Source organism: Actinoalloteichus caeruleus DSM 43889, assembly GCF_000429185.2.
GTDB lineage: Bacteria > Actinomycetota > Actinomycetes > Mycobacteriales > Pseudonocardiaceae > Actinoalloteichus_B > Actinoalloteichus_B caeruleus.
This window is the reverse complement of the sequence record NZ_AUBJ02000001.1, coordinates 3,807,276-3,830,692: the sequence shown is the minus strand read 5'-3', so window position 1 is coordinate 3,830,692 and position 23,417 is coordinate 3,807,276. Positions and strand designations below refer to the sequence as shown.

Here is a 23,417-nt window from a genome sequence, read left to right as displayed (position 1 = left end):
GTCACCTCCCCGGGTAAGTGAGGTGGGGAGCCCGCCGCTCCTCGAACTCGGCCAGCTCGGCGGCCCAGGACCCGGTGATCTCCTCGACCGGGGCACCCGCGTCCACCATCGTGCGCAGCGTGGCCGACCCGGCCAGCTTGTCGATGAAGTGGTCGGGACGCCAGCCCCACTCGTCCGGGTAGAGCTGGCGCGCCGACACCAGCATGCTCACCCCGACCTCGATCGGGTCCACGGCCGCCGGATCCGTCACGTGCGCGGTCACGCCGCCGCACTGGACCCCCTCGTGCTTGCCGAAGGTGGGCACGAAGTAGGTCTCCCGGAACCGGACGCCCGGCAAGCCCCGATCGTTGAGCCACCCCGCCCACCGCCAGTCCAGGCCCGGCGCGCCCACCGTCTCGAACGGACGTGTCGTGCCCCGGCCCTCCGAGAGCACCGTCCCCTCGAACAGGCAGGTGCCCGGGTACAGGGTCGCGGTGTCGGGAGTGGGCATGTTCGGGCTCGGTGGGACCCACGGAAGTCCGGTGTCGACGAACACCTGCCCCCTGTCCCAGCCCTCCAGGCGCACCACCTCAAGGGAGGGCACTCCGGAGCCCGCGTCCTCGGGAAGGAACTCGGCGTCGAACAGGCCGGCCAGCTCCCCGGCCGTCATGCCGTGCCGCAACACCACTGGCTTCCGGCCGACCCCCGAGGCGAACGCCGGGTCGAGCTGGGGTCCGTCCGCCCGGCCACCGATCGGGTTCGGACGGTCGAGTACCACGAACGAGACCCCGGCCAGCGCGGCGGCGTGCATCGCGGTGTACATCGACCAGATGTAGGTGTAGAAGCGGGCACCCACGTCGGCGATGTCGAACACCACCGTGTCCACCCCGGCCTTCCGGTACATCGCCGCCAGAGCCCCCGCGTCGACCCCGTAGGCGTCGTACACGGGGATGCCGGTCCTCGGGTCGACGTAGTCGCCCTCCGAACCGCCCGCCTGCGAGGTGCCCCGGAACCCGTGCTCCGGGCCGAACGCGGCGACAACGTCCACTCCCTCGGCCGCGTGCATCGAGTCCACGACATGCTCCAGGTCGGCGAGCACCGCCGTGGGGTTGCTCAACACCCCCAACCGACGTCCCGCCAGCGGTGCCCAGGCCCGCGCCGCCAGCTGGTCGGCTCCGGTGCGCACCGGGCCGCCCTGGCGTGCGAGGGCGGCGCCGGAGCCCTCCTCAACCGTCGAGCCAAGCGCGGTACCCGCACCCGCCGCCAGGACCGGTGTCACGGCCGTGGCCGTCAGGAAGCCGCGCCTGCTCAGCCCCCGGGAGGACCGGCCAGCCGTCCCGCTCTCGCCCGTTCGTCCCGCCATCGCCGGTCACCAGCTCAAACCGTGGCCGAAGGGGAACCGGTCGCCGGAACCGGCCGGCTCGGGCACCGAGACGGGCAGGGAACCCCGAGGACTCGTCTCCCCCAGCAGCACCCGGGCCAGCGATCCCATGGTCACCCGGTTGAAGGAGTGGGTCGCCACCCAGGTCCCGGCCTCCTCCACGTACGCGGCGTCGTAGGGGTCCCGCACGGCCACCGCCACCACCGGTTGCCCCGTGGCAACGAGCTCGCGCACCAGGTCCCGCTGCCCCGAGCGCGCGTCCTGCCACGCGCCGTTGGTGAGCACCACGGTGAGGTCGTGCTCCCCGGCGGCCGCCGTCGCCCGGCCGATCTGCTCCCGGCTGGGTTGGAAGTCGTTGGGCAGCGTCGTCGTGGTCGCGCCGCGCTCGCCGAAGCCCTCCGCCAACGCGGCGGTCGTCGCCTCGTCCCACCCGGCCACCAGCACGCTGCCCGGTGCCGAGTCGAGCGGCAGCAGGTCGGCGTCGTTCCGGAGCACCGTCACGGTGCGGTCGGTGATCTCCCGCGCCGTGGCGAGGTGTTCCTCGGAACCCACGAACGCCTCGGCGTGGTCCGGGTCCACGTGCGGCTCGGCGACGATGCCCCGGTCCCACTTGGCGCGCAGCACCCGCCGCACGCTCTCCTCGATCCGTTCCTCGGTGAGTTCGCCGGACCCGACGGCGTCCAGCACGCCCTGGACCGCCACGTCCAGGTGCTGCGGCATCAGCAGCTGGTCGGCGCCCGCGAGCAACGCGAGCACCGGGATGCGGTCATCCGGGTACTGCGAGCGGACCCCCTCCATCTGCAGCGAGTCGGTGTAGATCAGGCCGTCGAAGCCCAGCTCCTCCCGGAGCATGCCGGTGAGGATCGTCGGTGAGAGCGTCGCCGGCATCCCCGAGTCGTCGAGACCGGGCACCATGAGGTGGCCGCTCATCACCGAGTCCGCGCCCGCCTCGATCGCGGCTCGGAACGGAGGAGCGTCCAACTCCTCCCACTCCTCCCGGGTGTGTTCGATGATCGGGAGGTCGTGGTGGCTGTCCACGTTGGTGTCGCCGTGCCCGGGGAAGTGCTTGATCGAGCTCGACACGGTTCGTTCCGGCGCATCGGAGTCCTGGTAACCCTCGACCTGGGCGGTGACGAAGTCGGCCGCGAGCTCCGGGTCGGAGGAGAAGGAACGCACCCCGATCACGGGGTTCGCCGGATTGACGTTCACGTCCGCGACGGGCGCGAAGTTCTGGGTGATGCCGACCGCCCGCAGCTCCTGTCCGGTGATGGCGGCCGCCGCACGGGCGTCCTCCACGCTGCGGCCCGCTCCCAACGCCATGCTGCCGGGGAACTCCGTGGCCGGGGCGCCGAACCGGAGGACGGCGCCCTGCTCCTGGTCGATGGAGATGGTGAGCGGGACACCGGCTCCCGAGGAGAGCGCGGCGTCCTGCACTCCGTTCGACAGCTCGGCCACCTGCCGAGGGCTCTCCAGCGAGTCGGTCCAGGAGAAGTGGATGATGCCGCCCAGGTGGTACCGCTGGATGATCTCCGCTGGGGTGGCCAGGCCGAACTCCTCCAGGTTGCTGTCGTGGGCCGTGTCGGCGCTGGTGCCGTAGACGTAGGTGACGAAGAGCTGGCCGACCTTCTCCTCCAGGCTCATGCCGGCGATGGTCTCGTCGATCCACTCGGTCATCGCGTCGGCGGCCTCCCCGCCGCCCGGCGCCGCCGACTCGGAACCGTCAGATGTGCCGCCTCCGGCGCACCCGGCCAGCAGGGCCGCTCCCACCCCCAGTGCGAGGAGCTGCCGGGACCTGCGTGTCGTGCCCATCAAACCTCCTGGAAGCAGCGGTGGGCCGGAGCTCACGGTGGTGGCGGCCCAGTCGTCACGTCAACGCCTGACCGACTGGGGTCCCGCTCTGGAAGCTACCCACCTGGTGATGGAGGGTCAACGTCACACCACGCAGCGTGTTGCCAGGGCGTGGCGCTTTGGTGCTCCCGGGCCCGAACGGATGGATCTTGAGCCAGGTTATTACTCGATGGAGTGGTGCCGGAGCGAGGAGGGGGCGGGGGTGCCGCCGTCAGGCAGGGGCCCCGCCGGCGGCGCTCGGGAAGGCCAGGAGCGCGACCCTACGAGCGGTGGCGAGCTGACCCGTTCAGGTGGTGGCCGCACCCGGCGCGGGGGCAGGAGGAGGGCCGAGCGGGAGCCGGTCCGAGCCCGCCGCGCGCTCGACGAGAGGGAGGCATGGGTGGGCGAGGGTCCCGTGCGACCGTTCCACGGCGGCGGTGGGGGCGCGGCGGTGGAGACGGACGATGGCGCGCTCCCCTCGGGTGGAGGGGAGCGCGCCATCCGACAGGAACTGAGCGCGGCCCCAGGCGTTCAACTGTGTCGTACTTTCAGGACTCGGCGTCCGGCGTCCCGTACGCAGTCCCTTGCCGACGAAAGCCTCCCGCGGCGTGCTGAGCGTGGGTGCCCGCCGTTCGAGCCAGGCGCCCTTCCGGGGTGGATGACGCTTCTCCTCCGCGTCATCCCTGGCCGTACGGGCTCCTCAACTCCTTTGTAGCTCGACTCACCGCCCCCGGCAAGGTGCCCGTTCGAGTGGAAAGGCCGGCTAGGGGCGGCCGCGTCTCAGCCGCGGTTCCGACGACGGCGAACCCCGAACCAGGCGACACCGGCCGCCGCGACCGCCCCGAGGCCCACGGCCGCCGCCGCCACGGCCGTCCCGGACGGGGTGGGGATCTTGTTGCGGAGCGAGACCGGGTGGTCGAAGGTCAACGACGGCCACCCCCGCTGCGCGGCTTCCTTGCGCAGCGCGCGGTCGGGGTTGACCACGGTGGGATGGCCGACCGCGCCCAACAGGGGGAGGTCGGTCACCGAGTCCGAGTAGGCGTGGCTCGAGCTGAGGTCGTACCCGCGCGTCTCCGCGAGCTCCGCCACGGCGACGGCCTTGTTCTCCCCGTAGCAGTAGAAGTCGATCTCCCCGGTGTAGCGGCCCTCCGTGACCACCATTCGCGTGCCGATGCTGTGGTCGGCGCCGATCATCCGCGCGATCGGGGCCACCACCTCCTCCCCGGACGCCGACACCACGACCACGTCGTGCCCCTGCTCGCGGTGGTCGGCGATGAGCTGGGTCGCCTCCTTGTAGACCAGGGGATCGACGATGTCGTGCAGGGTCTCCTCCACGATGGACCGGACCTGTTCCACATCCCACCCGGCGCAGAGCGAGGTGATGTGCGCGCGCATCCGGTCGGTCTGGTCCGCGTCGGCCCCGGCGAGCATGAAGACGAACTGCGCGTACGCGCTCTTGAGCACCGCGCGGCGGTTGATGAGCCCTTCCTGGAAGAAGGGCCTGCTGAACGCGAGGGTGCTCGACTTCGCGATGACTGTCTTGTCGAGGTCGAAGAACGCGGCCACCCTGGGGGGCCGCGTCGTCTGCTCGGCGCTCTTCGTGGCCGTCACGTCGACAGCATAGGTGCCGGTAGGTCATAGTGGGTGAGCGCTCGCGCGGACTCGGCGCATCGGAGCCTCCGAGCGGGATACAGTAGAGACGTCCGGCAGCGCCGGACGGGTTCAGCTCGACCCCCCGGGGCTGAACCCCTGACGACCCCCGTCCCTCCCCCCTGGCGGGGGTCGTCCCATCTCCGGGGTCGGTCACCCGCCAGCACGCGACCCGCCCAGGCCCCTCCACGCGCGCCGTGGGTTCCGCGCTCCTGACCCGCGCCGGCCGAGGCCATCCCGTTCCTCCCGCCTCCTCGGTGGGCCGTCCGGACGCCCGCCTCGGGGAACGGTGCCGATCAGCGACCTGGACGCCGGCAAGCTCGCGGTGTTCCCGCTTCCCGGTGCGGCGAGCGGCTTCGGGGCGCGCCCGGAGCCGAGCCGAGGGACCCCGCCCGACGCGAGCGGGGCCTGGAGCGCCGAGGTCGCCGCGCGGACGTGCCCCGCGCCGCCCACCGGAAGCGGCGACCCCCGCTCCGTCCGACGCGGGGGCTCGTCGCATCGCCGTTCGCGCGGCGGGAGGGACCCCGCTGGCCCGGGGACTCCCCGTCACCCCACCCCTGCGCGGAAGGGGTCCCTCGCCCCCCGGGGGGCGAGGACACCAGCCGGCTCGGAGGCGTGCGGTCGGCAGCGCGACACCGGCGTGACACCTGGCAGTGGCCGGTGGGGAGACGTACTCCTCGGTCGGCCCGGGACGCGGCTCGGCGGCCGAGTTGTCCACAACCGACGGTTGTCCACAGGGCGGTGTCCAGCCCCTCGTCGGAATCCGGAGACCGGGCCACTGTGGAGACGCGAGTTCGGGACGTCGTCCCGGCAGCCGTCCGGACAGGAGGTGCGCGGTGGAGACGCGAACGCTGGTGCTCGTCGAGGACGACGAGCTCGCTGACGAGGTGCTGCGGGTCGCGGCCGCGGCCGGGTGCGAAGTCGATCGGGTGTGGGACATCGCCGAGGCGCGACGGCGGTGGGCGGCCGCACCCCTGGTGCTGGTCGGCGCGGACACCCTGCCCCGGTTGCCCGAGGCCGGCCTCGGGCGGAGACGGGGAGTTCTCGCGGTTTCGACCAGTCCGCTGCCCGAAGGGAACTGGCGCGCGGCGGTGCTGCTGGGCGTGGACCGGGTCGTCACACTCCCCGGAGACGACGAACTCCTGGTCACCGCGCTGGCCGACGCCACCGAGCCCCCCGCCACCCGCGCCGCCCCCGTCGTCGGTGTCCTCGGTGGCCGGGGCGGGGCGGGAGCATCCACGTTCGCCGCCTCGGTGGCCTGGGCCTCGGCCAGGTGGGGCGGCCATCCGCTGCTGGTCGACTGCGATCCCCTCGGAGGGGGCCTCGACCTGGCGCTGGGCATGGAGAAGGTGTCGGGCCTGCGGTGGTCGGGCTGCTCGACCGCCACCGGGCGGCTTACCGCGAGCACGTTGCGCTCGGCTCTCCCCGCGGTGGACGAGGGGGCGGGACGGCTCACGGTGCTGTCCTGCGACCGTCCGAGCGCCGGAGGAGCGCCGACCGAGCCGCCCAGCCCGGAAGCACTGCTCGCCGTCCTCGACGCCGGGCACCGAGCCGGAGAACCCGTGGTCCTCGACCTGCCCCGGGAGCTGCCTCCCGCCGTCGTGGCGTGCCTGTGGCGGCTCACGCTCTGCGTGCTCGTCGTTCCCGCGGAGGTCCGGGCCTGCGCCGCGGCCGGTGCGCTCGTCCGTCGGCTCACCCACCACGGTTGCGAACCCCGACTGGTCGTCCGTGGCCCGGCTCCGGGAGGACTCACCGCACGGGACGTCTCGACAGCCGTCGGAGTCCCGGTGCTGACGACGATGAGACCGGAGCCAGGTCTGGCGGGGCGCCTGGACCGGGGAGCCTTCCGAGGCCGTCCACGCGGCCCTCTCGCCACGGCGGCGGAACGGGTGCTCGGCGCGGCGGGTCCGTCGGCGGCGCAGGGGAGCGCGGCGTGAATCCCTCGACGAGCACGACCGCCGGTGAGCGGGTGCGCTCCGGAGCGCTCGTCGCCCGCACTCGCCGCAGACTGGCCGAATCGGCGTCGCCCACGACCCCCACCGCCATCGCTCGCGCGGTTCGCGCCGAGGCCGGTGTGGTGGGACATGCCGACGTCCTGCACGCCCTCCGCGTCCTGCACCAGGAGTTCGCGGGCCTGGGCCCGCTGGCCGAACTCGTTCGGGACACCACTGTGACCGATGTGCTGGTCACCAGCCCGGACGAGGTGTGGGTCGACCGGGGCGGCGGCCTCGTGAGAGCCGACGTTTCCTTCGATACCGAGGACGCGGTCCGCCGGCTCGCCCAACGGCTCGCGGCGGCGGTCGGGAGGCGTCTCGACGAGGCGTCTCCCTTCGTCGACGCCTGGCTTCCCGAGACCACGTCGCACGGCGAGGTCCGCCTGCACGCGGTGCTGCCACCCATCGTGCGGTCCACCAGCCTGTCGCTCCGGGTTCTCCGGCCCGCCGCGCACACCTTGGCCGGACTCCGGGCCAGCGGCACGTTCGACGAGAGCATCGCGGTGCTGCTGCGCCAGGTGGTGCTCGCCCGCCTCTCCTTCCTCGTGGTGGGCGGGACCGGTTCGGGGAAGACCACCCTGCTCGCGGCGATGCTCGGTGCGGTCCCGCCAGGGGAACGCGTCGTCTGCGTCGAGGACGCGCACGAACTGCGCCCGGACCACCCGCACTTCGTACGACTCGTCGTCCGTCCCCCCAACGTCGAGGGAGCCGGTCGCATCAGCACCCGCGACCTCGTCCGCCAGGCGCTGCGCATGCGACCTGACCGGTTGGTCGTCGGCGAGGTGCGCGGTGAGGAGGTGTGCGAGTTGTTGGCCGCCCTGAACACCGGCCACGAGGGCGGAGCCGGGACCCTGCACGCCAACTCGCCCGCCGAGGTGCCAGCCCGGGTGGAGGCGCTGGCCGCCCTGGGAGGGCTGGGGCGGGCCGCTCTGCACAGCCAGCTGGGAGCGGCTGTCCGGCTCGTGCTGCACATGGTCCGCCTACCCGGCGGCGACCGGGTCCTCGACTCGATCAGCGTCCTGGCGAAGGAGACCGACCGTGTCGTGGTCACGCCAGCATGGCGGCGGGGAGCTGGGCGGGGGCCGGCGTGGGAGGACCTGGCGGAGCTGGTGCGCCACCGAGGGGGGTGGGCTTCGTGTTCGGCCTGATCACGCTGGCCATCGGCACGGCCCTGCTTCCGCTGCCCGGGGGCGGCGCTGTTCGTCGTCTGAGGCGCGGCGCCGCGGGGCCCGAGCGCGGGCTGGGAGGACGGGCAACGCGCCACGCGACCGGAGCCTTCGTCCTCCTCGGTCCCGCCGTCGCGGGTCTGGTCGGCGGCTGGGCGCTCGGGGTCTCCAGCGTCGTGGTGCTGCTGGGGTGGTGGGCGCGCCGAGGCGCGTCTCGTCGCATCGCCCGAACGCTCGACGTGACCAGGGATTGGTGCGCCAGCCTGGGCCGGCTGGTCGCCGACCTCAGATCCGGCGCCCACCCGGAAGCGGCGGTGCGGCGTGCCGCCGCCGACAGCGGGTCGGAGGTGTCGGCTCTGCTGGATCGGGTGGCGGCCACGGTTCACCTGGGAGGCGACGTCGAACGCCAACTGGCGCGGCCAGGCGCCACCGGGCTCTCCTCCGACGTCCCCGCCCGGCTCGGTCGCGCCTGGTCGTTGGCGACCACCCACGGGCTGCCGCTGGCACTCGTCCTGGACGCCGTGCGCTGCGACGTGGCGCACCGGCTTCGGTTCGCCGACAACGTGCGGGCGAGGATGGCCGGCCCCCGGGCCACGGGAACACTGCTGGCCGGACTCCCCCTCCTCGCGCTCGGGCTGGGGGAGGCGGTCGGGGCGGGGCCGGTCGCGGTCCTGCTGGGTACGAGCGCCGGCGGAGCCCTGCTCGTCGCCGGGTCGTTGCTCGTCACCACCGGTTCCTGGTGGATCCACCACCTGACGACCAGGACGATCCGATGACGGCCGTCACCATCATGGTCTGGGCGGTGGCGGTCGTGGTCGCGCCACTCGGTTGGCGGGTGGCACGGCGTCGCCTTCGGACCACCAGCCCAGTCCACGAGCGCCGGGTGAAGATCCTGACCAACGGGCCGGCGGTCCGAGCGGGGGCGGCGGCGGTTGTCGGGTTCCTCCTCGCGGAGGGGCCGGCCGCCCTGCCGGTCGGAGTGGCCGCTGCGGTGCTCACCGTCCTCGTGGACCGTTGGCACGCCGGCCGGCGGCGGAGCCGGCCGCCGGACCCCGCGACCCTCGCCGCCACCTGGGACCTGCTCGCGGCCTGCCTGCGCTCGGGGATGTCACCACCCGCCGCCGTTCGGCTGGCGTCCGACGAGCTCGACCACTCGGACTGCCGCGTCGTGGCCCGCCCCCTGCGGTTGGTCGCCGACCTCCTCGTGCGGGGGGAGGACGCCGCGACCGCCTGGAGACCCGCCCGCGCCCAACCGGAGCTGCGGGAGCTGGCCACCGCCGTGCGGCGCAGCGCGAGCGCTGGGTCGGCGCTGGCGGAGACAGCGGAACGGCTGGCGCGCGAATCGCGAGCGGCCGCCCTCGACACCGCCGAGGCCGACGCGCAACGGGCGGGCGTGCTGGTGGCCGCGCCACTCGCCCTGTGCTTCCTTCCCGCATTCCTCCTGCTCGGAGTCGTGCCCGTGCTCGTCGGACTGGCCGCCGACGTCCTCTCGACCTGGTGACTCGACCACCCTCCACCGTCCACACCGCCTCCACCCACCCCCTTCCCTGAGGAGCAGCCGATGTCCCGCCCGTCGTTCCAGGGGCCATCGCCCCTGGCCCGTCTCTACCGCCGTCTTCGGCAACCCGACCAGCCGCGATCGTCCTGGCCGTCGTGGCACGCCGCCAGGTGGGTGGCCCGGTCCCGGACACGAGCGGCGCCCGGGCGCCACCGCTCGGTGTCCCCCTCACGAGGACCGGCCCAGGTGCTCCCCGCGTCCGCCACGACCGGCGAGGAGGGGATGAGCACCGCCGAGTACGCGATCGGGACAGTGGCTGCCGCCGCGCTCGCGGCGGTGCTGTACACGCTGGTCACCGGTGACTCCGTGGCCTCCGCGCTCGCCTCGCTGGTCCAACGCGCCCTCTCCGTGGGCTTCTGATGGCAGCGGCCCGTGAACGACCTGTCGCGCGCGCCCCGCGCGAGGAGGTCGCCGTCAGCGCTGAGCGGGGCGCCGTCACGGTGGAGGCAGCACTGGCCATCGGCTCCCTGGCCGTGGTTCTCGCACTCGCCATCGGCGCTCTCGCCGTGATGGTCGCCCAACTGCGCTGCCAGGACGCCGCCGGGATCGCCGCCAGGCTCGCCGCACGGGGAGAGCAGGGCCGGGCGGAGGTCGCGGTCCGGCGGGTCGCGCCGGTCGGGGCGAGCCTGACGCTACGAGTCCAGGGTGACGAGATCGAAGCCCTGGTCGAAGCGGCCCCCCTCGGGGGGCTGGTCCCACCGGTGAAGGTCACCGCTCGCGCCTATGCGGTGGCGGAACCCGACGTGCCGACCGGCCGACCGGCCGGCCCGCCCCCGACACCCCGCCCCGAACAGGCGTCGGCGCCCGACACGGCTGCCCCACCCTCGTCAACACCACCCGTCACCCCACGTGCGGCCGGGAGCGGCAGGGACTTCCCGGTGTCGTCGCGGGCTGGCTCGGAACCGCACGAGCTCCACCCCGCCTGGGTGCGGAACTCACCGGGAGCGGGCCGCCGTGGCCGGCGGGGGGCGGATCGGTGGGGATCTCCCTCCCCGCACCTGGGCACGCGACCACGCGGTGTTCGATCGGTGCCGCCGGACGTGCGGCGTGCGGGGGCAGTCGGGGGTGTCGCCACACATGCCCTCCGAGCGGGACCGAAGGCGGCCGGGGAACGCTCCCCGCCCGGGACCTCACGTCGAGCGGCATCCCGGACGGGCCGACCACGGATCGGTTCGCGGGGAGGTGAGCCAGCGTTGTCCGGTCTGAGCCCTGGATCGGGCGCTCCCAGCTTGGAGGGAGGTTTCGCCACGATCCTGTCCACGGTGTTGTTGGCGGTACTGGTGATCGCCCTGGCACTCGGTGTCGCCCTGGGTGTCGTCTCACTCACCCGCCAGCGAGCCGTCACCGCCGCCGAGCTGGCGGCCCTCGCGGCGGCCACCCGGGCGCTGGAGGGCGACCCGAACGCCTGTGGGGGCGCGGAGCTGATCGCGACGAGGATGGACACGGTCCTGGTCTCCTGCGAGCCGGGAATCGCGGACTACCGCGTGGAGGTGCGCGCCGAAGCCCCCGGGTTCGAGTTCCTGGGTGCGGTCCACGCCCGCGCCAGGTCCGGTGTCCTCGTCGCCCGGTGAACCGGGTACCACCAGCGGCCCGCGGCGGGTCGTGGCCGCACCGGGTAGCGGTGGCCGGTCGGCCCTCCTCGGCCGACCACCGGCATCTCCCGCCCGGGCCGAGCCGCCCTGGGAACGGCCGCCAGGGCGGGGAGACCTGCCGGGGCAGCGGTGGACGAAGGCGCCAGCATCCTCGGCGGGCTGGGTTGTCCCGCACGCGTCGAATGGTTGTTGACCGGCGGTGAGCGGCGGGTTCGGCGCGATTCGGTGTTCCGGGGAGGAACGCGGGGCGAAGTGGAACCTTCGGTCGCCCGGTCAGGTGGGTGCACTCGGCGTGCCGTACCTACCGGCTGTCGACGAGTGGTTATCGAGTGGCTCCCGGCTGCCGTTGACTGGTTGTGGGCGGTGATCGAGATCTCACCCACGAAGAACCGCAGTGGTGACATCAGGAGAGGCGGACAACCATGGACTGGTCCGGAGGATGGCGTGATGCCTTCCGCATCGAACTCCGCGCCGAGGCGATCGGCCTCGCCTGGCGGAAGTGGCCGGTCTTCCCTGGCAGCTACCTCGACGGTGGCCAGTGGGTGGGCGGCGACGCCGCGGCCGAGCACTCCGGCCCGGTGCCCGTCGAACCCGACTGGGCCGACCACCTCCTGGTGGACGCGAACAGGGCCGCTTCCTGGTGGTCCGTGCGTCCCTACAGCCTCCTGCTGGCCACCGGCTACGTCGTCGACGCCGTGGAGGTGGACGCACCCTTCGGTCGCCGCATCGCCAGCACGCTGCGCCGCCGGCACGCCCAGCCCGTCCCGATCGTGGCCACCCCGGACAACACCTGGCTCTTCCTGGTCGCCGCCGGCTCGACGACCCCCTCTCGAATCCTCGCCCAGCCTGGCGTCGTGCTGCACGGCAGGGGAAGTTGGATCACCCTTCCGCCGACCCCCGCCGAGCACGGTGTCGTGCACTGGCGGGTCAAGCCTTCGGTGTGCGGGTGGAAGCTGCCCTCGGTGACCCTCGTGGAGGAGGCCGTCGCCGCCGCCGTCCGCGCGGAGGCCCAGGAACTGCGTGCCCGGGGAGAGCGCCTGCTCACCGTGCGCCGTTGACGGTGCGCCGCGCTCACGACCAGCGCTCAACCGCCCTCGTCCGCCGACCCCAGTGGTGCCACGAGAGGGGTACCCGACCGCCGAAGGCACGACAGCACCAGGTCCAGCACCACCACCGCCCCCGCCTTGTCCAGCGGTTCGTTGCCGTTCCCGCACTTGGGTGACTGAACGCAGGACGGGCATCCCGCCGAACACTCGCAGGAGGTGATGGCCTCCCGCGTCGCCGCCAGCCAGGGCATCAGCGCGGAGAAACCGCGCTCGGCGAATCCGGCTCCCCCCGGATGTCCATCGTGGACGAACACCGTTGCCTCCCCGGTGTGCTCGTGGACCACGGTGGAGACGCCGCCGATGTCCCAGCGGTCACAGGTGGCGAACAGCGGTAGCAGGCCGATCGCCGCGTGTTCGGCCGCATGGAGTGCGCCGGGGACGCGCGCCGGGTCGAGACCGGCGCCCCCCGGCGCCACTCCGCGCACCAGCTCGTCGGAGAGGCTGTACCAGACCGCGCGCGTCCGCAGGGTCCGGCTCGGCAGGTCCAGCGGTACCTGGTCGAGCACCGCCCCGCTCGGGGCCCGCCGCAGGTATCCGACGACCTGGGAGATCACCTCCACCTCGCCGAAACCGACCGTGAGACCACCCGGGTACTCCAGCCGTCTTTCCTCCCCCACCACCACGACGTCGGTGACCGTGCGGGGGAAGGTGCTCCAGTCGGGTGTTTCCCGGTGCACCAGGGCGAGGTGTTCGGCGAGGTCCAGTTCGTCGACGACGAACGACTCACCCTGGTGCAGGTACACCGCACCGGGGTGCACGGACGAGCACGCCGCCTCGGGAGCCACCGTCCCGAGCAGGCGACCGGTGTCCCCCTCCACGACGACGACCTGCTCACCGCCCGACCCCCGGATGTCCACCTGGCCGTGGGGTCGGTCCCGGTGGGTCCAGTACCAACCGGTCGGGCGGCGCCGCACGACTCCAGCCTCCACCAGTCCAGCCAGCACCGTCTCGGCCTGCCCACCGGCCAGGGCGGGTAAGCAGCCCGGGGTGAGCGGCAGTTCCGCGGCCGCGCAGGCCAGTTGGGGCGCCAGGACGTGGGGGTTGGCCGGGTCGAGCACGGTGGACTCCACCGGTGCCCCCAGCAGTGCCTCGGGGTGGTGCACCAGGTACGTGTCCATCGGGTCGTCCCGCGCCACGAAGACCACCAGCGAGCTCTGCCCAGCCCGCCCCGCCCGCCCCGCCTGTTGCCAGAAGGACGCCCGGGTCCCCGGGTAGCCGGCGACGACCACCGCGTCCAGGCCGGCGATGTCGATGCCGAGTTCCAGTGCGCTGGTCGTGGCGAGCCCCAGCAGCTCGCCGGACGCCAGTGCCCGCTCCAGCTCCCTGCGCTCCTCCGGTAGGTAGCCGGCGCGGTACGAGGCCACCCGCGCTGGCAGACCCGCGTCCACCTGCCCCAGCGCGTCCCGGGCGTGCAGCGAGGCCAGTTCGGCGCCCACCCTCGACCGGACGAACACGAGCGTCCTGGCACCGGCGACGACGAGGTCGGTGAGGATCCGCGCGGCCTCGGCCCCGGCCGACCTCCTGCTGGGCGCCGCTCCCTCCACTTCCCCGTCGGAGGAGAGCGGAGGCTCCCACAACGCGACGACGCGTTCGCCGCGCGGCGCGGTGTCCCGGGCGACGGCGACGCACTCCCGACCGGTGAGCAGGGTGGCGCTCCCCTGGGGATCGGCGGTCGTCGCGGAGGCCAGGACGAAGACGGGGGAGGCCCCGTATCGAGCCGCGATCCTGGACAGGCGCCGCAGGATCACCGCCACGTGCGAGCCGAACAGGCCGCGGTAGGTGTGGCACTCGTCGAGGACGACGAACGACAACCGGCGGAAGAACCGCGCCCACCGCTGGTGCCGAGGCAGGACACCGAGGTGGAGCATGTCGGGGTTGGTGAACACCCACCGGGAATGCGAACGCACCCACTCCCGGTCCTCCTGGGGGGTGTCGCCGTCGTAGGCGGCTGGCCGCACGTCCCGCTCCGACAACTCGAGGGCGGCCCTGAGCTGGTCCGCGCCAAGGGCTTTCGTCGGTGACAGGTAGAGCGCCGTCGCCCTGGGGTCGTCGGAGAGACCAGCCAGGACCGGGAGCTGGTAGGCCAGTGACTTCCCGGAGGCGGTCCCGGTGGCGATGACCACGTCCTGGCCCGCCCGCGCGAGGTCGGCCGCCGCCACCTGGTGCGCCCACGGCCTGTCGATACCGAACCCCCGCAGACGTTCCACCAGGGCACCGGGCACCCAGGCCGGCCAGTCGGCATGCTCCCCGTCCCGTGCCGGCAGCGTGGCGACGTGCGTCAGCGGGTCCTCGCCCGCCGTGACGCCACCCAGTACCTGGTCAAGCAGGGTCCTCGCGTGTCCCCGGTCCATGCCGCGAGCCTCGCACAACCGGACCACCAGATCTTGGCCGGTCCACCTCCGCTAGCAGGCGATCAACGATTTCGGCGAGCTTTGGCCGAAGAAAAGATGAGTTGATCGACACACCGTGAGGTACGCCACCAATATGGCCAATACAATCCGCGCCCATGACGCGGGTCGCCACTCTCGTGACAGGCCCGGACACAGAAAGCGACCAATCAGGAGGACGGAATGTCCCGGCTCCACCTCGCCCAGAGCACCTGGGCGCAGGGCCTAGAGCTGTCCGGGGGTGATTACGGCGTCGTCGCCGTCGTCGCCGTCGTCGCTCTGGCCGCTCTCGCCGTCGGATACTTCCTGCTTCGGGAGGTACTCGCCGCCGGGCAGGGCAGCAGCAAGATGCAGGAGATCGCCGTCGCCGTCCAGGAAGGGGCGACGGCCTACCTGAGCAGGCAGTTCCGCACACTCGGCGTGTTCGTCGCTCTGGTGTTCCTCCTCCTGTTCGCGCTCCCCGCCGAGGATGCGAACGAGAGGATCGGCCGGTCCCTGTTCTTCGTGATCGGTGCCGCGTTCTCCGCGGCCATCGGCTACCTCGGGATGTGGTTGTCCACCAGGGCCAACCTCCGGGTCGCGGCCGCCGCCGGTGAGCCCGGCGGTCGGGAGAAGGCGACCAGGATCGCGTTCCGCACGGGTGGGGTGGTCGGGATGACCACGATCGGCCTTGGGCTGCTCGGCGCGGCGGTCGTGGTCATGGTCTACGCCGGACAGGCACCGAAGGTCCTCGAAGGCTTCGGTTTCGGGGCCGCCCTGCTCGCGATGTTCATGAGGGTCGGCGGCGGCATCTTCACCAAGGCGGCCGACGTCGGCGCGGACCTGGTCGGCAAGGTCGAGCAGAACATCCCGGAGGACGACCCGCGCAACGCGGCGACCATCGCCGACAACGTGGGCGACAACGTCGGTGACTGCGCGGGCATGGCCGCCGACCTGTTCGAGTCCTACGCCGTCACCCTCGTCGCGGCGCTGATCCTGGGTACCGCGGCATTCGGCACGCACGGCCTGCTGTTCCCGCTCATCGTGCCCGCGATCGGCGTGTTGACCGCGGTCGTCGGCGTGTACACGACGAAGGCGCGCCAGGGTGAGAACGGCCTCCGAGCGATCAACCGGGCGTTCTACCTCTCGGCGGCGATCTCGGCGGTGCTCTCCGTCATCGCGGCCTTCGTCTACCTCCCCAGCACCTTCGCGGAGCTGACCGGCGGCGAGAACACGACCGAGGGCAACCCCGCGCTCATCGCCGCCGCGGCGGTGTTGATCGGCATCGTCCTCGCTGGGGTCATCCTCTGGCTCACGGGGCGGTTCACCGGCACCGAGCACCGGCCGGTGCGGGACGTCGGCCGCAGCTCGCGGACGGGGGCGGCCACCGTCATCCTCTCGGGGATCTCCGTCGGCTTCGAGTCCGCCGTGTACACGGCGCTGGTGATCGGCGCGGCCGTCTACGGGGCGTTCCTGCTCTCCGGCTCGATCACCGTCGCGCTGTTCGCGGTGGCCCTCGCCGGCACCGGACTGCTCACCACCGTGGGCGTCATCGTCGCGATGGACACCTTCGGCCCGGTCAGCGACAACGCCCAGGGCATCGCCGAGATGGCGGGGGACAGCGATCCGGAGGCCGCGCGCATCCTCACCGACCTGGACGCGGTCGGAAACACCACGAAGGCGATCACCAAGGGCATCGCGATCGCCACCGCGGTGTTGGCGGCGACCGCGCTCTTCGGTTCCTACACGGACGCGATCCAGACGGCCTTGGCCGGTATCGCCGGAGTCGTGACCTTCGACCTCTCCGGCTTCCTCGTCTTCAACCCCGGGCTGCTGGTCGGCCTGGTGATCGGGGCAGCCGTCGTCTTCATGTTCTCCGGGCTCGCGGTCAACGCGGTCTCCAGGGCGGCCGGTGCCGTGGTCATGGAGGTCCGTTCCCAGTTCCGGAACAACCCGGGGATCATGGACGGGACGGTGCGTCCCCAGTACGGCCGAGTCGTGGACATCTGCACCAAGGACTCGCTGCGGGAGCTGGCCACTCCTGGCCTGCTCGCCGTGTTCGCGCCGATCGCGGTGGGATTCGGCCTCGGGGTGGGCCCCCTCGCCGGCTACCTGGCCGGTGCCATCGGGGCCGGGACGTTGATGGCGGTCTTCCTCGCCAACTCGGGCGGCGCATGGGACAACGCGAAGAAGCTGGTCGAGGACGGGCACCACGGGGGCAAGGGCTCGGACGCGCACGCGGCGACCGTGATCGGGGACACCGTCGGAGACCCGTTCAAGGACACCGCCGGACCCGCCATCAACCCGCTGCTGAAGGTCATGAACCTCGTCGCGGTGCTCATCGCCCCGGCGGTGGTCACCCTCTCGGTCGGGGACGGCGCGTCGCCGGTGGCCCGGGCGCTGATCGCCCTGGCCTCGGTGACCATCATCGTCGTCGCCGTCGTGATCTCCAAGCGGCGCTCCACCGCCATCGGTGAGGAGGCTCCCGAGGAGACACGGGACCCCGCCAACACGACCGCCTGACCCACCGGGCGGTCGGGGGTGCCGGCGTCGTCGCCGGCACCCCCACCGGCGATCGGTCGGTCTGACCCACCGCCACGACTCCGCCCGGCCCGGCACGGCACCCGCTCGTGATCTACTTGTGCCCCTTCGGAGTAGAACGTGTGTTCTAGGATCGGGGACGAGCGGGGAAGGCACGGGCGGGTGCCCTCGCGGCGGAGGTTTCGTGTGTGCTCACGTCCTCCCCGTCACCCGCGCGACGGCCCAGCGTGAGCTCGCGGCCGCCGTGGCGCCGCCGTCCCCGTGCGCCGCCGTGGTCGCGGGTCCCGCGCTTCTCGCCTCCGCCGGCCGGCGTCCTCCTGAGGTGGACCAGCCTCTGGCCAACGTCGCCCGATGTGGGGTCGAGGCGGCGCGGCCAGCGGAACGGCATGACTCTGAGTAGCCATGAGGGGCGCCGGCCGGCCCCGGCGGTCGGGGGCGCGGAACACAACGGCCCAGGCTGGACGTTCCACTCCTGGAACGGGTGGGGCGGGGGCGCGCCCAGGTGGCTCCTGAGTCACCCTGGGCAGCGCGGAGTGTCGCTGTCGGTGCACACTGGCGAGTCCGGGAACCGAGTGAGAGCAGGAGAGCGTGGCAGGGTCGACACGGGCGAAGAAGGGCGGCGGGAGCCGTTCGGGGGGCTCCGGCGGTCGTCGGCTGGTGATCGTCGAGTCGCCCGCCAAGGCACGCAAGATCTCCTCGTACCTGGGGCGTGGATTCGTCGTCGAGTCCTCCCGGGGGCACATCAGGGACCTCCCCCGGGGAGCGGCCGACGTACCGGCCAGGTACAAGAGCGAGCCGTGGGCCCGCCTCGGCGTGAACGTCGAACACGATTTCGAACCGCTCTACGTCGTCACCCCCGACAAGAAGTCGACCGTCAGCGAGTTGAAGGACGCCCTCAAGGACGTCGACGAGCTGTACCTGGCGACGGACGGCGACCGCGAGGGCGAGGCCATCGCCTGGCACCTGCTGGAGACGCTGAAACCGAAGGTGCCGGTGCGCCGCATGGTGTTCCACGAGATCACCGAGCCCGCCATCAGGGCGGCGGCGGCGAACCCGAGGGATCTGGACCACTCCCTGGTGGACGCCCAGGAGACCCGGCGCATCCTGGACCGGCTCTACGGCTACGAGGTCAGCCCCGTGCTGTGGAAGAAGGTCATGCCCAAGCTGTCCGCCGGCCGCGTCCAATCGGTGGCGACCCGCATCGTGGTGGAACGCGAGCGGGAGCGGATGGCCTTCGTCTCGGCCGACTACTGGAACATCGCCGCCGTCCTCGACGGCGGGCCCGAGGCACAGCCCCGCACCTTCCAGGCGCGGCTGGTCAACGTCGACGGGGACAGGCTCGCCACCGGCCGGGACTTCGGGCCGGACGGCCGCATCCGCTCCGGCGAGGTGCGGGTGCTGGCCGAGGACGAGGCACGCCAGCTCGCCCGTGGTCTCGACGGCGCCGAACTGACGGTGTCCAGCGTCGAGGAGAAGCCCTACACCCGCAGGCCCTACGCGCCCTTCATGACGTCCACCCTGCAACAGGAGGCCGGGCGGAAACTCCGCTTCTCGGCGGAGCGCACCATGCGGACCGCGCAGCGCCTGTACGAGAACGGCTACATCACCTACATGCGGACTGACTCGACGACCCTGTCGGACACCGCCATCACGGCGGCGCGTTCCCAGGCGGCGGAGCTGTACGGCGACCGGTACCTGTCACCCCAGCCCCGCCAGTACACGCGGAAGGTCAAGAACGCGCAGGAGGCCCACGAGGCGATCCGCCCCGCCGGTGAGGTGTTCCGCACTCCGGGCGAGGTCGCGGGGGAGTTGGAGACCGACGAGTTCCGGCTCTACGAGCTGATCTGGCAGCGGACCATCGCCTCGCAGATGGCCGACGCCAGGGGCACGACGCTGAGCGTGCGGATCAGCGGGACCGCGCGTGACGGCGAGCGGTGCGTGTTCGCGGCGTCCGGGCGGACGATCACCTTCGCCGGTTTCCTCAAGGCCTACGTGGAGTCGGTGGATTCGGAGGCCGGTGGCGAGGCGGACGACGCCGAGCGCCGACTGCCGGTGCTCACCGAGGACCAGCGGGTCACCGCCTCCTCCCTCGACCCGGAGGGTCACTCCACCAACCCGCCGCCCCGGTTCACCGAGGCAAGCCTGGTCAAGGCGCTGGAGGAGCTCGGGATCGGCCGCCCCTCCACCTACGCCTCCATCATCAGCACCATCCAGGACCGGGGGTACGTCTGGCGCCGGGGCTCGGCCCTGGTGCCGTCCTGGGTGGCCTTCGCCGTCGTGGGACTGCTCGAACGGCACTTCGGTCGCCTCGTCGACTACGACTTCACCGCCGGCCTCGAGGACGAGCTCGACGGGATCGCCGCGGGCCGCCAGGAACGCACGGCGTGGTTGTCGGACTTTTACTTCGGGGGTGACATCGGCCCGAGCGGATCGGTGGGCCGAGCGGGCGGGCTGAAGAAGTTGGTCGGCTCCGGCGTCGAGCACATCGACGCCAGGGAGATCAACTCCATCCCCATGTTCACCGACGCCGACGGGAGGACCGTCACCGTACGGGTCGGCCGTTACGGCCCCTACCTCGAGCGGGAGGCGGCGCCCGACGCGGCCGGGGGGGAGGGCGCCCAGCGCGCCAACCTGCCCGAGGACCTGCCGCCGGACGAGTTGAACCCCGAGATCGCCGAGAAGCTGTTCGCCACTCCGATGGAAGGGCGTTCGCTGGGCACCGATCCGGACACCGGGCGCGAGATCATCGCCAAGGAGGGCCGCTACGGGCCCTACGTCACCGAGGTCCTCGGTGAGGACGAGAAGGGCAAGCCCAGGACGGGATCGTTGTTCAAGTCGATGTCGCTGGACACGATCACGCTCGCCGACGCCCTGCGGCTGCTGTCCCTGCCCCGCGTCGTCGGACGGGATCCGGAGACCGACACCGACATCACCGCGCAGAACGGCAGGTACGGCCCGTACCTCAAGAGGGGAACGGACTCCCGTTCGCTCGACTCCGAGGCGCAGCTCTTCGACATCACCCTCGAGGAGGCCCTGCGCATCTACGCGGAGCCCAAGAAGCGGGGGAGGCGCACGGCCGCCGCCGCCCCGCCGCTGCGTGAGCTGGGCTCCGACCCCGCCTCCGGCAAGCCGATGGTCGTCAAGGACGGCAGGTTCGGCCCCTACGTGACCGACGGTGAGACCAACGCCTCGCTGCGCAAGGCCGACGCGGTCGAGACCCTGACCGACGAACGAGCCGCCGAACTGCTGGCGGAGCGGAGGGCGAAGGGCACCACCCCGAAGCGGGGCCGGAAGCGCGCGACGTCCAGCAAGTCCTGACCGGGCCGCCGAGGCGGGAGCACCGGAGCAAGGCCCCGGGCGGCGGTTGGGCGCCCGCCGTCGGGGCACCCCTACCCTGAGGAGGGTGCTCAGGAGGTGGCGCCTATGTTCGGGGACGCGTTGACCGGGCCTGACGGGACCCAGGCCCCACCCGCCCCACCGCCGCGGACCGACGCCGCCGGTGGTCCGGTGACGGCGTGGACGGCGGTTCGGCCTGGCGAACCCGGTGCGGTGGCAGCGCCGGTCGCCGCGGTGCGCCCACCCGAGCCGAGTGAGCGGATGCGGCGCGCGGCCGAGCGGGAGGGCGGGCTCTGGGGGGCGGCCCCGCGCCCGAGCCAGTCCCGAGCTCCTCACCGGGAATCCGTCTCCCCCGAGGTGTGGGCCGAGAGCGCGGCTGGCTCCTACCCCATGCCCGAGGTGATCGCGGAGCGGCCCGGCCCCACTCCCCATCGACTGCTTCCGCTGGTCATGGCGCTGCTGATGCTCGCGGTCATCATCGGTGCCCACTGGGTCTCATGACCTTCGGGGGAGGCGGGATGTCCGTTCCGTCGTCCTGCCGTGCTCCCCGACCCCTGACCGAGGGACCGGTGTCCTCAGCGAATCCTCAACGTCGGGGACGTAGCGTGCGAAGCCGGGGTCGGAGGGGACGTGCTGTGATCGCTGTCATCACCCGGACAGCCGGTTCGGCCGTCTTGATCACATTTTCCGACTACTCTGAGCGCAGGTCCTTGCAGCGACGGCCAACAGGGGGTGGTCAGCATTAGCGCGGCGCAGCCGGCCATTCCGACTGGCCAGCAAACCGGGGGAACGGGCACCACGACCGCCCACCGGATACGGAGCGTTCTGGCCATCCCGGCGTTCCGCCGGTTGTGGATGGTCAGCGCGATCTGCAGCATGGGTGACTGGCTGTCATTCCTGGCGCTGACGGGACTGGTCGCCAAGTTCACCGACAGTTACCTGGCCCAGAGCTTCGCCCTGAGCGCGGTCGTCCTGACCCAACTCCTGCCGGGCTTGTTATTCGCCCCGGTGGGGGGGATCCTCGCCGACCGGTTCGACCGCCGCAAGGTGATGGTGGTCTGCGACAGCCTGCGATGCCTGTTCTTCCTCTCCATCCCGCTGGTCGGTTCGCTGTCGGACAGCGTGACGGGCCCACTGCTGTGGCTGTTCGTCGCCAACTTCCTCATCGGCTGCTGCGCGCTGCTGTGGATACCCGCGAAGGACTCGGCGATCCCCAACCTGCTGCGCCGGCGGGACCAGGTGGAGACCGCCAACCAGCTCAGCCTGGTGATGACCTACGGCATCTCCGTGATCAGCGGTGCCGGGTTGTACGCGCTGATCACGGCGATCGGACCGATCCTCCAGCTCGAGAGCGAACTGGGTATCGCCTACATCGCGGTGGTCGTCAACGGTCTGCTCTTCCTCACGTCCGCCATCCTCGTGGCGACCAGGATCCCGGAGCTGTCCCTGCGGCGCAGGGTCGGTGATGAGGCCTCGGGGGAAGCACGGGAGACACCCCAGCCCGCCTCCGAGGGGAGCGACGGCGGCGAGGCCGTGGCCGCGAAGCGGCCAGGAGCGCTGTCAATGCTCCGGGACGGGTTCCGCTTCATCGGCACCACCCCGTTGATCCGCGGTCTGGTCATCGGTGTCATCGGTGCGGTGGCCGCGGGGGGCGCCGTGGTCGCCACCGCCCAGCTCTACTCCAACAGCCTCTCCGCCGGTGACACCGGGTACGGCCTGTTGTTCGCCGCCATCTTCCTCGGGCTGGCCGGTGGCATGGCGGGTGCGCCCAAGTTCGCGCAACGCATCCCGCACAACCGGCTCTTCGGCTCGGCCATCGTCGGGGCCGGCCTGGCCCTGTTCCCGGTGGCGCTGGCCCCGCACCTGTGGATCGCGCTCCTGGTGGTCCCACTGGTGGGGGGATTCGCCGGTGTGGCCTTCCTGACCGGTCTCACCATCATCGGCACCCAGGTGGACGACGCGGTCCGGGGACGGACCGTCGCGATGGTCCAGTCGCTGCTGCGGGTGGTGCTCGTGGGCGCCCTGGCGCTCGTGCCGACCCTGCTGGCGATCCTGCGGCCACGGACGCTGTCCTTCTTCGGGGCCCAGGTCGAGGTCGACGCCACCCGGCCCATCCTGCTCGGGGCCGGAGTCGTGGCCGCCGTGCTCGGGGTGGTCGCCTACCGCCAGATGGACGACCGGCGCAGCCGGCCCATCCTCGCCGACCTGCGAGCCGTCTTCCGGTCCAGGCGGGAGGGCAACGGCCTCCTGATCGCCGTCGAGGGGGACACGGCGGTGGACACCGCCGAGCAGGCGCGGCGGCTCACGGACTGGTTGACCGCCGGCGGCAACCGGGTGGTGCTCGCCGCTGACCCGGCGTTGGACGAGCAGCGCCTGCGCAACGTGCTCAAGTCAGTCGAGGTCTCGGGTGCTCGGGCCAACGCGCTGGTAGCGGCGGCCGTGCGCAGCGATGTGGTGGAGCAGGTGGTCCGCCCCGCGCTCGACGGGGGCGCCGTCGTGGTGATGGAACGCTACGTGGACAGCCCGCTGGCCCACTTCGGCGCGGCGGCGGGACTGGCCCAAGGCGAACTCGAGGGGCTGGGGGACTGGGCGACCGGGCGCCTCCACGCGGACATCACGGTGCTGCTCGACCGGGAGCCCCGTTCGGACGGGGGGGCCGGCACCGAGGACCTCAAGCACAACTGGCAGGTGAAGCGGCTGCTGGGAGAGATGGCGGCCGCCAATCCCGACCGCTACCTGGTGGTTGACGCGGACGGCAGTGAGGACGAGATCGAGCGGCGTGTCCGCGAGTCGGTGGGGCGCGTGCTGCGGGACCGCCGCTTCCGGATGATCAGCGACTCCCAGGGGTACGAGGGGCGGACGGTCTCGCTGCCGGAGGCCTGAGCCGCCGGGTCCGTTCGCGAGGGGCTCGCCCGCTCCGG

15 protein-coding genes and 1 pseudogene are annotated in these 23,417 nt (G+C 72.4%); 12 read left to right on the top strand and 4 right to left on the bottom strand.

Annotated elements, in window-relative coordinates:
* Position 1: 1 nt before the first annotated feature.
* The 3 genes from G443_RS14950 to G443_RS14940 all read right to left on the bottom strand — a co-directional run bounded on the left by G443_RS14950 (position 2) and on the right by G443_RS14940 (position 4,798).
* Positions 2-1,342: an exo-beta-N-acetylmuramidase NamZ family protein gene (locus tag G443_RS14950; RefSeq protein ID WP_051313491.1), complete on the bottom strand. Its 1,341-nt coding sequence runs from the start codon at positions 1,340-1,342 to the stop codon at positions 2-4.
* Positions 1,343-1,348: 6 nt separating this feature from the next.
* Positions 1,349-3,169, bottom strand: coding sequence for a glycoside hydrolase family 3 protein (locus G443_RS14945; RefSeq protein WP_026417643.1), 1,821 nt, complete (start codon positions 3,167-3,169; stop codon positions 1,349-1,351).
* A 798-nt stretch (positions 3,170-3,967) separates the two neighbouring features.
* On the bottom strand, positions 3,968-4,798 hold the full coding sequence (locus tag G443_RS14940) for an HAD-IB family hydrolase (RefSeq protein WP_026417642.1): 831 nt from the start codon (positions 4,796-4,798) through the stop codon (positions 3,968-3,970).
* Between the two features lie 875 nt (positions 4,799-5,673).
* Between G443_RS14940 and ssd the strand changes: the two genes are divergently transcribed.
* The 8 genes and pseudogenes from ssd (at position 5,674) to G443_RS14900 (ending at position 12,205) form a co-directional block, all read left to right on the top strand.
* Complete coding sequence (gene ssd / locus G443_RS14935) at positions 5,674-6,774, top strand: septum site-determining protein Ssd (protein WP_026417641.1); 1,101 nt, start codon at positions 5,674-5,676, stop codon at positions 6,772-6,774.
* The gene (locus tag G443_RS14930; RefSeq protein WP_026417640.1) at positions 6,771-7,979 is read left to right on the top strand and encodes a TadA family conjugal transfer-associated ATPase; all 1,209 of its coding nucleotides are present in this window, start codon (positions 6,771-6,773) and stop codon (positions 7,977-7,979) included. Before ssd ends, G443_RS14930 begins: the two co-directional genes overlap by 4 nt.
* A complete protein-coding gene (locus G443_RS14925) occupies positions 7,967-8,773 on the top strand; it encodes a type II secretion system F family protein (RefSeq protein WP_155886034.1) in 807 nt (268 codons plus the stop codon). The genes G443_RS14930 and G443_RS14925 overlap by 13 nt, the downstream gene beginning before the upstream one ends.
* Complete coding sequence (locus tag G443_RS14920) at positions 8,770-9,498, top strand: type II secretion system F family protein (protein ID WP_030226171.1); 729 nt, start codon at positions 8,770-8,772, stop codon at positions 9,496-9,498. The genes G443_RS14925 and G443_RS14920 overlap by 4 nt, the downstream gene beginning before the upstream one ends.
* 243 nt (positions 9,499-9,741) lie before the next feature.
* Positions 9,742-9,915, top strand: coding sequence for a DUF4244 domain-containing protein (locus tag G443_RS14915; protein WP_269808388.1), 174 nt, complete (start codon positions 9,742-9,744; stop codon positions 9,913-9,915).
* Positions 9,915-10,283 (top strand): annotated as a pseudogene (locus tag G443_RS14910) (TadE family type IV pilus minor pilin); the annotation flags it as partial. The gene G443_RS14915 and the pseudogene G443_RS14910, both read left to right, overlap by 1 nt.
* Before the next feature lie 465 nt (positions 10,284-10,748).
* A complete protein-coding gene (locus tag G443_RS14905; RefSeq protein WP_162147271.1) occupies positions 10,749-11,126 on the top strand; it encodes an Rv3654c family TadE-like protein in 378 nt (125 codons plus the stop codon).
* A gap of 443 nt (positions 11,127-11,569) precedes the next feature.
* The gene (locus G443_RS14900; RefSeq protein ID WP_026417639.1) at positions 11,570-12,205 is read left to right on the top strand and encodes a bifunctional DNA primase/polymerase; all 636 of its coding nucleotides are present in this window, start codon (positions 11,570-11,572) and stop codon (positions 12,203-12,205) included.
* Positions 12,206-12,231: 26 nt separating this feature from the next.
* Here the strand turns inward: G443_RS14900 and sftH are convergent, their stop codons facing one another.
* The gene (gene sftH, locus G443_RS14895) at positions 12,232-14,604 is read right to left on the bottom strand and encodes a DEAD/DEAH box helicase (RefSeq protein ID WP_026417638.1); all 2,373 of its coding nucleotides are present in this window, start codon (positions 14,602-14,604) and stop codon (positions 12,232-12,234) included.
* Positions 14,605-14,823: 219 nt separating this feature from the next.
* Between sftH and G443_RS14890 the strand changes: the two genes are divergently transcribed.
* The 4 genes from G443_RS14890 (at position 14,824) to G443_RS14875 (ending at position 23,379) form a co-directional block, all read left to right on the top strand.
* On the top strand, positions 14,824-17,142 hold the full coding sequence (locus G443_RS14890) for a sodium-translocating pyrophosphatase (protein WP_026417637.1): 2,319 nt from the start codon (positions 14,824-14,826) through the stop codon (positions 17,140-17,142).
* A gap of 606 nt (positions 17,143-17,748) precedes the next feature.
* Positions 17,749-20,478, top strand: coding sequence for a type I DNA topoisomerase (gene topA, locus G443_RS14885; protein ID WP_030226182.1), 2,730 nt, complete (start codon positions 17,749-17,751; stop codon positions 20,476-20,478).
* Between the two features lie 231 nt (positions 20,479-20,709).
* Positions 20,710-20,997 carry a hypothetical protein gene (locus G443_RS14880; RefSeq protein ID WP_155886032.1) on the top strand — a complete coding sequence of 96 codons (288 nt, stop codon included), beginning with the start codon at positions 20,710-20,712 and terminating at the stop codon, positions 20,995-20,997.
* A 354-nt stretch (positions 20,998-21,351) separates the two neighbouring features.
* Positions 21,352-23,379: a bifunctional MFS transporter/dTMP kinase gene (locus tag G443_RS14875; RefSeq protein WP_026417634.1), complete on the top strand. Its 2,028-nt coding sequence runs from the start codon at positions 21,352-21,354 to the stop codon at positions 23,377-23,379.
* Positions 23,380-23,417 lie beyond the last annotated feature (38 nt).

What these genes read in the sequence shown, in the direction of transcription:
- G443_RS14950 (WP_051313491.1), bottom strand. Translation starts at nt 1,342, where the DNA reads ATGGCGGGACGAACGGGCGAGAGCGGGACGGCTGGCCGGTCCTCCCGG.
- G443_RS14875 (WP_026417634.1), top strand. Translation starts at nt 21,352, where the DNA reads ATGGTCAGCGCGATCTGCAGCATGGGTGACTGGCTGTCATTCCTGGCG.
- G443_RS14900 (WP_026417639.1), top strand. Translation starts at nt 11,570, where the DNA reads ATGGACTGGTCCGGAGGATGGCGTGATGCCTTCCGCATCGAACTCCGC.
- G443_RS14920 (WP_030226171.1), top strand. Translation starts at nt 8,770, where the DNA reads ATGACGGCCGTCACCATCATGGTCTGGGCGGTGGCGGTCGTGGTCGCG.
- sftH (WP_026417638.1), bottom strand. Translation starts at nt 14,604, where the DNA reads ATGGACCGGGGACACGCGAGGACCCTGCTTGACCAGGTACTGGGTGGC.
- G443_RS14945 (WP_026417643.1), bottom strand. Translation starts at nt 3,169, where the DNA reads ATGGGCACGACACGCAGGTCCCGGCAGCTCCTCGCACTGGGGGTGGGA.
- G443_RS14890 (WP_026417637.1), top strand. Translation starts at nt 14,824, where the DNA reads ATGTCCCGGCTCCACCTCGCCCAGAGCACCTGGGCGCAGGGCCTAGAG.